General features: G+C 75.0%; 7 protein-coding genes and 1 pseudogene. 3 read left to right on the forward strand and 5 right to left on the reverse strand.

What is annotated here, in order from left to right; translation table 11 throughout:
• Together K6I34_RS25505 and K6I34_RS25510 are read right to left on the reverse strand one after the other, a co-directional pair.
• Positions 1-1,208: pseudogene (locus K6I34_RS25505) on the reverse strand (serine/threonine protein kinase); the annotation flags it as partial.
• 186 nt (positions 1,209-1,394) lie between these two features.
• Positions 1,395-2,354: a threonine/serine dehydratase gene (locus K6I34_RS25510; RefSeq protein ID WP_229328857.1), complete on the reverse strand. Its 960-nt coding sequence runs from the start codon at positions 2,352-2,354 to the stop codon at positions 1,395-1,397.
• A gap of 108 nt (positions 2,355-2,462) precedes the next feature.
• Between K6I34_RS25510 and K6I34_RS25515 the strand changes: the two genes are divergently transcribed.
• Together K6I34_RS25515 and K6I34_RS25520 are read left to right on the forward strand one after the other, a co-directional pair.
• On the forward strand, positions 2,463-3,098 hold the full coding sequence (locus tag K6I34_RS25515) for a TetR/AcrR family transcriptional regulator (protein ID WP_229328859.1): 636 nt from the start codon (positions 2,463-2,465) through the stop codon (positions 3,096-3,098).
• Between the two features lie 89 nt (positions 3,099-3,187).
• On the forward strand, positions 3,188-3,646 hold the full coding sequence (locus K6I34_RS25520; protein WP_374231007.1) for a winged helix-turn-helix transcriptional regulator: 459 nt from the start codon (positions 3,188-3,190) through the stop codon (positions 3,644-3,646).
• A gap of 29 nt (positions 3,647-3,675) precedes the next feature.
• Here the strand turns inward: K6I34_RS25520 and K6I34_RS25525 are convergent, their stop codons facing one another.
• The gene (locus K6I34_RS25525; RefSeq protein WP_229328863.1) at positions 3,676-5,097 is read right to left on the reverse strand and encodes an SDR family NAD(P)-dependent oxidoreductase; all 1,422 of its coding nucleotides are present in this window, start codon (positions 5,095-5,097) and stop codon (positions 3,676-3,678) included.
• Between the two features lie 171 nt (positions 5,098-5,268).
• On the opposite strand from K6I34_RS25525, the gene K6I34_RS25530 reads away from it, so the two are divergent.
• On the forward strand, positions 5,269-5,454 hold the full coding sequence (locus K6I34_RS25530) for a hypothetical protein (RefSeq protein ID WP_229328865.1): 186 nt from the start codon (positions 5,269-5,271) through the stop codon (positions 5,452-5,454).
• 235 nt (positions 5,455-5,689) lie between these two features.
• On the opposite strand, the gene K6I34_RS25535 is transcribed toward K6I34_RS25530, so the two are convergent.
• Both K6I34_RS25535 and K6I34_RS25540 read right to left on the reverse strand, forming a co-directional pair.
• Complete coding sequence (locus K6I34_RS25535; RefSeq protein WP_229328867.1) at positions 5,690-7,177, reverse strand: NADH-quinone oxidoreductase subunit C; 1,488 nt, start codon at positions 7,175-7,177, stop codon at positions 5,690-5,692.
• 59 nt (positions 7,178-7,236) lie between these two features.
• Positions 7,237-8,525 (reverse strand): proton-conducting transporter membrane subunit (locus K6I34_RS25540; protein ID WP_229328869.1); only part of this gene is annotated, 1,289 nt, incomplete at its 5' end.

The following is an 8,525-nucleotide window of genomic DNA, read 5'->3' on the forward strand; positions in this document are numbered from 1 at the left end:
GCTTCGGGCCCGGGCGCGGGCAGGGGCCCGGCACCGTCCCGGCCGGGGCCGTCGAGGTATTCGGGCGCGGTGAAGCCGGGGACGCCCGCGACGTACGTGGTGCCGTCGGCGCGCACCGCGTGGGCCAGGCCGACGAGGACGGGGGTGCCGTCGGGCCTGACGGCGATGTCACCGGGGGTGAGGCCACGTACGACGAAACCGGCGGCGTGCACATCACCGAGCAGCCGGGTGAGGCGGCGCGCGAGGCGCCACGCCACGAGCACGGGGATGCGGCCGGTGTCGCGCCGCGCGCGGTCGGCGGCCCACTGCCGCAGGGGCTTGCCGTCGACGAGGTCCGTGACGAGGAAGACGTGCCCCTCCGTCTCGAAGACGTCGCGCACGGCGGGAGCGAGGCCGTGGTGCGCGAGCCGGGCCAGTGCGGCGGCCTCGCGGCGCAGCCGGTCCCGCGCGTCCTCGCCGCCGGGGCCCGTGCCGACGTGCGGGCGGGCCTCCTTGAGCAGGACGTCCTCGCCGGTCCATCGGTCACGCGCCCGGTAGACGCCGCCGCTGTTGGCGTGGCGGACGGCTGCCCCGACGAGGTAGCGGCCGACGAGCAGGACGGGGTCGCCGGGCGCGTGGGCGGGCGTGGCGGCCGGGGCCGGGCCGAACGGCGGCGCGGCCCACGGCGGCGGTGAGAACCAGGGGTTGCGCACGTCGGGGACGTCACCGCCGTCGGGGGTGCGCAGCCGTCCCTCGTAGCAGCCCCGGTCGTTGAGTTCGCGGGGCCGGGCGAAGGAGCCGTAGCGGTAGTGGACCAGGCTCCCGGGCCGGTAGCGGCGGTCCGAGAGGATCGCGGGGCCGGCGAGTCCGCGGGTGGCCCGGTGGAGTTCCTCGGCGAGCAGCCTCAGGTGGTCGTCGTTGTCGGGGTAGGCGGTGAGGAACTTGCCCGACCGGGCGCGGGGGGCGTGTGCGGAGGTGAGCTCGGCGGTGCGCCGGGGCGAGGCTGCGAACTTGAAGGCGCACGCGTGCTTCACCAGGACCGCGGCCGCGCGCTCCAGTACGTGGGGCGAGGAGGCCGGGGTGGCGGACAGGTGCAGCTTCCAGCCTTGCCGGCGGCGTACGTGGCCGGGCGGGGTGACCATGCACCAGGACTCGCCGTCGCGGAGGGTCCAGCCGGAAAAGCCGTCCCCCAGCACCCGTAGGGTGATCGCCTGATAGCTCGGTGCCACGGAACGATGATGGCACCGCCGGGGGGCGCGGGGCGAGGGTGTGTACCGGCCGGTCGGCAGGCCGCCGGGGGCGGCGCGCCCCACAAGGGGCGCGGGGAACCGCGCGCCCGGCCACACACGACCCGCGGCCGCGACCGGACTTCAAGAGGCACCCTGGCGGGCGCCCTCGCACAACCCGCGGGCCGCCTAACGGTCGATCAGATCCCCCGGATCCGTGTTCGCCCCGCACAACACCACGGCGACCTTCTCCCCCGCGGCAGGCACATACGCCGCGTCCGGCCCGGCCAGCGCGGCGAACGCCGCGGCCCCCGCGTGCTCGACCGCGACACGCCGCTCGTCCCACAGCGCCCGCCGCGCACCGACGATCGCCGCGTCCGGGACCAGGACGGACGTCACATCGCCCTCCTGCGCGACGGCGAGCGCCGTCGCGGAGACGCGCCGCGCGCCGAGCGCGTCGGCGGCGACGGAGTCGACCGGTACGTCGACGACCTCGCCCGCCTTCAGCGCGGCGTGCAGCGCGCGGCAGTTCTCGGGCTCGACCGCGACGGTGCGCACACCGTGGTGCCGGGCGGCCGTGGCGACCCCGGCGAACAGCCCGCCGCCGCCCACCGCCACCACGACCGTGTCGAGGCCGGGGACGCGCTGCACGATCTCCTCCAGCAGGGTGCCCGCCCCCGCGGCGATCAGCGGGTGGTCGTAGGCGTGGCTGGCCAGCGCGCCCGTGGCGGCCGCGAACTCCTGGCAGGCGGCGAGGGCCTCGGCGTACTCGCTGCCGACGAGACGGACGTCCGCGCCGAGGCCGCGCAGCCTGGCGACCTTGACGCCCGGGGCGGTGGCGGGCAGGAAGACCGTGGCCGTGACGCCCTGCTCCCGGGCGGCCCAGGCGCAGGCCAGCCCGGCGTTGCCGCCGGAGGCGATGGTGACGCCCGCCGCGGGCAGCGTGCCCGCCTCGCGGTGCGCGGCGAGGAAGTTGTGCGCGCCGCGCGCCTTGAAGGATCCGGTGTGCTGCATGAACTCCAGGGCCAGCCACAGCTCGAAGTCCCCGGACCCGGAGGGCGTGTCGGCGGGGACGACGGGGACCGGGCGGACGCGGCCCGCGGTCCGCTCGGCGGCCTGCTCGACGTCGCCGTACGTGAGGCGGTGCACGGAGGGTCCTCCTTGATCGGGTCACGGTGATCGGATTCACGGTGATCGGGGCACGGCGACGGCCGTCGGACCGCCCCGTTCGATACAGCGTACGATACGGTGTATCACATGCCGAGGCAATCTCCTTCCCTGTCCCGGGCGACCCCCGAGCGCATCGCCCGCACCGCCTTGTCGATCCTCGACGAGGAGGGCCCCGCGGCCCTGAGCTTCCGCTCGCTCGCGGAGCGCCTGGGCGTCTCCCACGCGACGATCCACCGCCGCTGCACCGACCTGGGCGGCCTGCTCGACCTGTGCACCGACCACCTCGCCGCCGAGCTGCCGGAGATCCCGCCCGGCACCGGCTGGGCGGAGGCGACCGAGGCCCGCTTCACCGCCCTGTACGAGCTGCTGATCGCCCACCCCGGGCTCGTCGCCCTGCGCGGGGCGCGGCCCTGGCTCGGCCCGCAGCTGCTCGCCCGGCTGGTGGAGCCCGCGCTCGCGGACAGCATCGCCGCAGGGATGACCCCCGAGGAGGCGTTCCGCACGTACCGGCGGATGTATCTGCTCACGCTGGGCAGCGCCACCTTCGTGGACCACCGCAACCCCCGGGACACCGTCACCACCACCCGTACCGCGCTGGCGGCGCTCGATCCCGAGCGCTTCCCGGTGCTGACCGGGAACATGGAGATGATCCTCCCCGGCATGAGCGATCACGAGGTCTATCGCGGCGCGCTGCGCCAGCTCATCCGGGCCGCCCGGCCGTGAAATCGCGGGAAGGCCGCGTTCCCGCCGCGTTCCCGCCGTATTCCCGCTGTTCGACGGCGGGTTGGGGAAGCAAATCCCCCTGCTTTACGATGAGTCGCATGACGACAGCGCGCCCATGTTCGATCGCCGACGCACTCGGCGTGGTCGGCGAGAAGTACTCCCTGCTGGTGCTGCGCGAGGTCTTCTTCGGCGTCCGGCGCTTCGACGCGATCGCGCGCAACACGGGCGCGCCGCGCGACATCCTCTCCTCCCGGCTGCGACGCCTGGTCGAGGCCAGGGTCCTGGAGAAGGTCGCCTACCAGGAGCGGCCCGCCCGCTTCGAGTACTGCCCCACGGCCTCCGGCGAGGATCTCCGGCCCGTCCTGCTGATGCTGATGCGGTGGGGCGACCGGCACCTGGCGGAGGTGCCGCCGACCGTCCTGGAGCACTCCTGCGGTGCCGACCTGGACTCCGTGGTGGTCTGCCGCTGCTGCGGCGAAGAGGTCGACAGCGCCCACCTGACCACCCGTTTCCAGGTCCCGGGCTGGACCACCGAGGGCGCGGTCTGAGCCGTGCCGCGCCCGGCCGGCCGGCCGGATCACCAGTCGGCGACCCGGTAGTCCTTGAGGTGCACGCCCGCCACCGGGTCGCCCGCCTCGCCGCGCACGATCGGGTCGTAGATCCGGGCCGCGCCGTCCACGATGTCCAGCGGCGTCCGGAAGCCGCGCGCGGCGATCCGCTCCTTCGTCGGCGCCGGGTTCTCGTCCGTGATCCAGCCGGTGTCGACGCTGCACATGTGGACGCCCTGCCGGGCGAGTTCGGGCCCGCTCGTGCGGGTCAGCATGTTCAGCGCGGCCTTCGCCATGTTGGTGTGCGGGTGACGGCCCGTCTTGTTCCGTACGGCGAAGCGGCCCTCGACGGCCGTCACATTGACGACATACCGGCGCGGGTGGGGCGAGGCCAGCAGCAGGGGCAGCAGCCGGTCGCACAGCAGCGTGGGCGCGAGCGCGTTGACGAGCTGGGTCTCCAGTACCTCCGCCGGGTCCAGGCCGCCGACGCGCACGGACCAGGAGTTCACCGGGGAGGGGTCGGGCAGCAGTCCCGCCTCGTCCACCTCACCGGACCACGACCCGGACCACGGCACGGCGGTCCCCTCCCCGGACAGGACGAGCGCGAGCGCGCCCGACGTGCCCTCGGCGGCGCCGAGAGCCGTGGCGGCCGGAGGCCGGTAGCCGGGGGCGCGCAGCACCGCCGTCGCCGGGACCCCGGCGGGCAGGGCACCGGCCTCACCGGCGGCCAGCGCCAGATACGAGGCCGGTGGCCTGCGGATGGTCTGGGCCGCGTTGTTGACGAGGACATCCAGCGGCCTGCCGTCGGCCCGCAGCCGCTCGCACAGGCCGAGCACCTGGCGCGGGTCACGGAGGTCGACGGCGAGCACGGTCAGCCGGTCCAGCCAGTCGGCGCTGCCCTCGGCCGCCCGGAAGCGGCGGACGGTGTCGTGCGGGAAGCGGCTCGTGACCATGAGCTCCGCGCCGTCGCGCAGCATCATCAGGGCGAGCTGGAAGCCGATCTTCACCCGGCCACCGGTGAGCAGGACCCGACGCCCGGTCAGGTCCGTGGACAGGGCACGGCGGGCGGTGTTGTCACCGGCGCAGCCGGGACAGAGCAGGTGGTAGAAGGCGTCGGCCCGGTGGTAGAGCGTCTTGCACACGTAGCAGCGGCGCGGCCGGTGGTACGTCCCCGGCGCACCCGGCCCGGTGAGCGGGGCGTCCTCCCGCCGGGCCGGGGAACCGGTCGCGGTGGCGGCGGCCGCCTCGGCGTCGGCGGCCCGGCGCTGCTTGCGGAGCGCCTTGCGGCGCCGGTGACGGCCGTCACGGACGAAGGTGGCGGCGGTCTGCTCGGCACGCATGCGGTCGGGGTGGTCGACGGGGAGCGTCCGCAGTTTCGCGAATATTCGCTCGAACGTCTTGAGCTCGTCATCGGCGAGCCCGCTGAGTTCTGCTTCGGTGGTCCCCGCCATGGTGCTGTCTTCCGTCTCCCCCGGGCTTGATCACCACCCTACCCGCCGCGCGCGGGCCGCTCCCGGCACGGGTGGCCGTCGCGGTGCCCGGAGGCCGCCCGGAGCAGGGGAAAAAGCCCCGGGTGGGCCTAGAATTGAGGAATCCTTCCCACCGTTCCCCCTGGGGGCGTCGTGAGCGTATTCGCCGAAGCAATGCGGCAGCGGGTGCGCGACGCGCGCACCGCGCTCGCGGCTGCGCGCGCGACCGCCGATGCGTTCGAGACTGCTCTGGCGGAGGACGAGCTGGAGGATGCGGTGCGGGTGGCCCGGGCGCATGGGGTCGACGTCGGTGACGGGCCCGAGGCCCCTGTCGCCTGAGGCTCTGCGCCGGGGCTCCGCCCCGGGCCCCCGCGCCCACTGGGGTGCGCCTGCGCTGCGCGCGGCTGCGGCCCCGGTGGGGGCTGGTCGCGCCCACGCGGCGGAGCCGCATATCGACACAGCCCCGCGCCCCTGAAGCCGCCTACGAGCTCGATCGCCCCTGCCCGTCCGGCGGCTGCGAACCGTCGCTGGTTGCTCTCGCAGTTCCCCGCGCCCCTTGCAGGGGCACGGAGCCTCACAGATCGTTGCCCGCGTACGACAAGTTGAAGCTTTTGTTCGTCAGGGGGAAGTCCGGGACGATCGTGTCGGTCAGGGCGACCGGGAGTGCGGGCCAGTTGAAGAAGGACGGGTCGGCGATCTTGACTCTGGTCAGCAGGGGGTCGCGGCCGCGCAGCTCGACGCGGGTGGCGATGGTGCCCCGCCAGCCCTCGACCATGCCGGTGCCCGCGCCCGGTGCGCGGCCGGGCGGCAGGGGGGTCACCCAGCGGCCGGACGCCAGCCGGTCCCCCAGTTCCTCCACGAGGGCCAGGGAGGCGTCGACCTCCTCCGCCCGTACGAGAAAGCGGGCGAGGACGTCGCCTGTGGTGTGGACAGGCACGGTGAGCGCCCTGCCGTACGCGTGGAACGGGTGGCGGACCCGGGCGTCGGCCGCCACTCCGCTGGCCCGCGCGACGTAGCCGAGACAGCCCAGGTCGCGGGCGGCGGCCGTGTCCAGGCGGGCGGTGCCGGTGAAGCGGTCGCGGACGGTGGTGTGGCCGAGGGCGAGCGTGACGAGGTCGGAGATCTCCCGGCCGAGCACCCGCATCCGGGCCGTGCCGGGCACCGCGCACAGGGCCGCGCCGCCCGGTACGACGCCGCCGCGCAGCAGCCGGTGGCCGGTGACCTCCAGGTTCAGTCGCAGGAGCTGTTCGCGCAGGTGCTGGGCGCGGGCGTGCAGGATGCCGTGGCCGACGTCGTTGCACAGGGCGCCGAGGTCGGCGACGTGGTTGTGGAGGCGTTCGAGTTCCAGGAGCAGCGCGCGGGCGCGGCGGGCGGGCTCGGGCACCTCGGTGCCGGTGGCCTCCTCGACGGCCAGGCAGTAGGCGAGGGCATGACCGACGGCGGTGTCGCCGCTGACGCGCTCCGCGAGCGGCAGGCCGCCCTCGGGGCTGCGGCCCTCCATGAGTTTCTCGATGCCCTTGTGCACGAACCACAGGCGGGCCTTGAGCTTGATGATGGTCTCGCCGACGACGGAGAACCGGAAGTGCCCGGGTTCGATGAGACCGGCGTGCACGGGTCCGACGGGGATCTCGTAGACGCCCTCGCCCTCGACCTCCAGGAAGGGGTAGGGCCCCTCGGGCTCCGCGAACGGCGGCGGGGGCCCGGCCTCGGGGTGCATCGGGTACCAGCCGCGGGGCCAGTGGAAGTGGCGCACGAGGCGGTGCGGCAGCGGGTGGCCGAGGGGCACGATGCCGTGCAGGTCGCGCATCTCGCGCTCGAACCGCCCGGCGGGGAAGGAGAGATGGGCCAGGGTGGGCAGTTCCGGCGCCTGGGGGTCGAGGCGTACGTGCAGTTCGGTACGGGTGTCGGGCGGGCCGGAGGCGAAGAGGTAGACGACGCGCACGGCGCGGCCGCCGGGCGCGGCCGGGCCGTCGTGGTGGGCGGCGACCAGCGCGAGGCGGTGGCCGCCGACGAGCAGGTCCGCGGCGCGGCCGGGCAGTTCGTCGGGCCCGATGTCGGTCACGGTCCTGTGCGTGGTCGTTTGCGTCACGTCAGTCGGTGCCTTCCGTCGTGTGGAGCACGTCAGTGCCTCCCGACGATCTCGCCCGCGGCGGAGAGCAGCCGGGTGAGCGGCCCGGTGGTGACGCCCAGGGCCGCGGCCGCGACCAGGCCGGTGACCAGGGGCGCGGCGGCGACCACGCCGAGCCGTACGGGACCGTCGGCGACGGCCTCGGGCTCGGGCGGGGGGCCCAGCACCATCCGGGCGGTACGGGAGACGAGGGCGGCGAAGGACACCAGGACGAGGAGCAAGGCGACGACGGCGACCCTGCCGTGGTGCGCGGCGAAGCCCGCGCGGGCGAGCCCGAGTTCGGAGGCGAAGAGGCTGAACGGGGGCAGCCCGAGCAGGGCGACCACGGCGAGCCCGAAGCCGACGCCGAGGGCCGGTGCCTCGGCGAGCAGCCCGCGGACGCGCCCGATGCGGGCGGTGCGGCGGATGCGCAGGATGTGGCCGGACGCGCAGAAGGCGACGGTTTTCACCAGCCCGTGGCCCGCGATGTGCAGGAGGGCGGCGGAGACGGCGAGCGGGGTGCCGATGGCCGTGCCGAGGGCGATCAGGCTCATGTGCTCCATGCTCGAATAGGCCAGCATCCGCTTGTAGTCGCGCTGGACGAGGAGCAGGAGCGCGGCCAGGGCCAGGGTCAGGAGCGCCGCCCCGGCGAGCAGGGTGCGGGTGTAGCCCGCGCCGAGGGCCGCGTCGGCGACGGTCTTGTAGCGCAGCAGCCCGGCGAAGGCGACCGAGAGCAGGACCCCGGACATCAGGGCGGAGACCGGGGCGGGTGCCTGGCTGTGGGCGTCGGGCAGCCAGGCGTGCAGCGGCGCGAGCCCGGCCTTGGTGCCGAAGCCGAGCACGATGAGGCTCATGGCGAGCCGGGTGACGGCCGGGTCGAGGCGGTCGGCGTGCGTGGCGAGGGTGGACCAGTCCAGGGCGGCGGCCTCGGGGATGCCGGCCTGCCGGGCCGCGTAGTAGAGCAGCACGGTGCCGAGGAAGGCGAGGCCGATCCCGGCGGAGCAGATCACCACGTATTTCCAGGCGGCCTCGACGGAGGCGCGGGTGCGCCGGTGGCCGACGAGGAAGGCGGTGACGATGGTGGTCGCCTCGATGGCGATCCACAGGACGCCGAGGTTCGCGGCGAGGACGGCGGCGCTCATGGCGGCGAGGAAGGCGTGGATGAGGAGGTTGTAGCGGCGGGCGGTGCCCGCGTCGGCCCGTTCGTGGGCGAGGTGGGCGGGGTTGGCGGCGCAGGCGAGGGCGGCCACGGCGCCGACGGCGAGCAGCAGCCACACCGTCAGGGCGTCGGCACGCAGCAGCC

Source organism: Streptomyces sp. UNOC14_S4 (genome assembly GCF_020740835.1).
Taxonomy (GTDB): domain Bacteria; phylum Actinomycetota; class Actinomycetes; order Streptomycetales; family Streptomycetaceae; genus Streptomyces.

What these genes read in the sequence shown, in the direction of transcription:
- K6I34_RS25515 (WP_229328859.1), top strand. Translation starts at nt 2,463, where the DNA reads ATGCCGAGGCAATCTCCTTCCCTGTCCCGGGCGACCCCCGAGCGCATC.
- K6I34_RS25520 (WP_374231007.1), top strand. Translation starts at nt 3,188, where the DNA reads ATGAGTCGCATGACGACAGCGCGCCCATGTTCGATCGCCGACGCACTC.
- K6I34_RS25525 (WP_229328863.1), bottom strand. Translation starts at nt 5,097, where the DNA reads ATGGCGGGGACCACCGAAGCAGAACTCAGCGGGCTCGCCGATGACGAG.